Raw genomic sequence first — 1,960 nt, forward strand, 5'->3', positions numbered from 1 at the left:
AGCGCGGGCACCGCCACCGCCGCCGCCGTCGCACCGGCCTGGGCGCGGCCCCCGGGGGGGCCGCGGGTGGCCCCCCCCCCCCCCCCCCGGTCGGTCCGGCGGGAGCGTCAGGTGGCGAGCGTGGCCACCGGCTCCAGGCCGTAGGTGCGGGCGTAGCCGTTCTCGGTGCCCACGAGCAGGTCCACCACGTCGAAGTAGCGGTCCCAGAAAGGGGTTTCGCGCAGCGCGTCGATCAGCAGCCGGTAGGCGTCGTGGTCGTCCGCCTCCCATACCCAGACGTCGGTGACCCGCGCCGAGTAGAACTCCGTGTCGTAGAACCGGGAACGGACGCCGCGGGTGCGGGCCTCGACCACCGGGACGACGTGGGTGGTGAAGGCCCGGACGCGTTCGGCCACGGTCATCGCCAGCCACTCCGGTGTGGTCTTGACCAGCATGAACGCGGTCACCGGCGGTTCGGTTCGGTCAGTGGGCATCGTGGGCCTCCGGGGCGGCGAGGACGGCGGGCTTGAGGATCTGGGCGCACCACTGCGCGAATCCGGTTCCCGGACCCGCCTGCGGTGCGCGGCCGTCGCCGGATCGGTCGACGGCCCAGCGGCCGAAGCCCGGACGGTCGGCGCCCGAGTCGAGGCCCTCGTCCTTGGCGCGCTTCATGTCGACCATGCCTTCGACGAAGGCCTCGTTGAGGCCGTGGCCGAGCATGGCGGAGCGCATCTCGTCGAGCGTCTGGCGCTCGTAGCGGACCGGCCGGCCGAGCTCCGCGGTCATGATGCGGGCCAGGTCCTCGGGCGAGAGGTCCTGCGGGCCGAGCACCGGAACGCTGCCGACGCCGGTCCAGGAGCGGTCCAGCAGCAGCCCGGCCGCGACCGCGGCGATGTCGGCGACGCCCACCATCGGGGCCGGACGGTCCGCGGCGGCCGTGTCGGAGAAGACGCCGTGCTCGCGGATCGAGTCGGCGTCCTCCAGCAGGTTCTCGAAGAACGACGGGTTGGCCAGCGCGCGGTAGGCGACGCCCGAGTCGGCGATCAGGTCGTCCATGGCCAGGGAGGCGGTGACCAGCCCGGCCCGGCCGGCCTGCGGCGTGCCGCGGCCGAGCGCGGAGACGCCGACGACGTGGCCGACGCCGTGGGCGGCGAACGCCCGCGCGGCCGGCCGGGTGAAGCCGCTGTACGCCTCGTCCGGAGTGCGGGAGGCGTCCGGGGGCACCAGCCAGAAGACGGCGTCGGCCCCGGCGAAGGCACGGTCGACGGTCGCTGCGTCGCCGTGCGAGCCGGTGACCACCTCGACCCGTCCGCGTACGGACTCGGGGAGCCGGGCGGGATCGCGGACCACGACGCGCAACTCCTGTCCGTGTGCGGGCGCGACCTCGACCAGCAGGGACAGCAGCCGTCGGCCGATGTTTCCGGTGGGGGCGGTAATGACGATCATGAAAACCTCGCGGTCTGTGACGGATCGGTGGTGCCCCCTCATCGTGCGAACCCGAACCGCATTGCCACAATGGGAACTTCAGCATCCAATCATTGCCCGAAACGGAATGATGCCGGTGAGCAGCCCAGTCCCGAACCTCGACGCCAATCTCGCCGTCGCCCTCGACGCCCTGCTGACCGAGCAGAGCGTCACCCGCGCCGCCGCGCGGCTGCACACGTCCCCCGCGGCGATGAGCCGTACCCTGGCCCGGCTGCGCCGGGTGCTCCAGGATCCGCTCCTGGTGCGGGCAGGACAGGCGATGGTGCCCACGCCCCGCGCGGAGGCGCTGCGGGACGAAGCCGCCGCGGTGGTGCGCCGGCTGGAGGCGCTGCTCACCCCGAGCGGCGGGATCGACCCCGCCGCACTGCGCCGCACCTTCACCGTCCAGGCCTCGGACCTCGTCGGTGCGGCGCTGGCGCCGGGTCTGCTCGGGCTGGCCCGGCGCCGGGCGCCCGGCGTCTCGCTGAGGGTGCTGGCCGAGGAGTGGGAGGCGGGC

At 74.1% G+C, this 1,960-nt stretch carries 3 protein-coding genes; 1 reads left to right on the forward strand and 2 read right to left on the reverse strand.

What is annotated here, in order from left to right; all coding sequences use genetic code 11:
• Positions 1 to 107: 107 nt before the first annotated feature.
• A complete protein-coding gene (locus ACFXA3_RS41780; RefSeq protein ID WP_385196620.1) occupies positions 108 to 473 on the reverse strand; it encodes a darcynin family protein in 366 nt (121 codons plus the stop codon).
• A complete protein-coding gene (locus ACFXA3_RS41785; protein WP_385196622.1) occupies positions 463 to 1,425 on the reverse strand; it encodes an NAD(P)H-binding protein in 963 nt (320 codons plus the stop codon). Before ACFXA3_RS41785 ends, ACFXA3_RS41780 begins: the two co-directional genes overlap by 11 nt.
• 106 nt (positions 1,426 to 1,531) lie before the next feature.
• Here ACFXA3_RS41785 and ACFXA3_RS41790 point away from each other — a divergent pair.
• The coding region (locus tag ACFXA3_RS41790; RefSeq protein WP_385196625.1) for a LysR family transcriptional regulator at positions 1,532 to 1,960 on the forward strand (429 nt) is incomplete at its 3' end.

The sequence above is a fragment of the Streptomyces sp. NPDC059456 genome (assembly GCF_042750055.1).
Lineage (GTDB): Bacteria > Actinomycetota > Actinomycetes > Streptomycetales > Streptomycetaceae > Streptomyces.

Excerpts from the sequence above, each read along its gene's own strand:
- ACFXA3_RS41785 (WP_385196622.1), bottom strand. The coding sequence starts at position 1,425 with ATGATCGTCATTACCGCCCCCACCGGAAACATCGGCCGACGGCTGCTG.
- ACFXA3_RS41780 (WP_385196620.1), bottom strand. The coding sequence starts at position 473 with ATGCCCACTGACCGAACCGAACCGCCGGTGACCGCGTTCATGCTGGTC.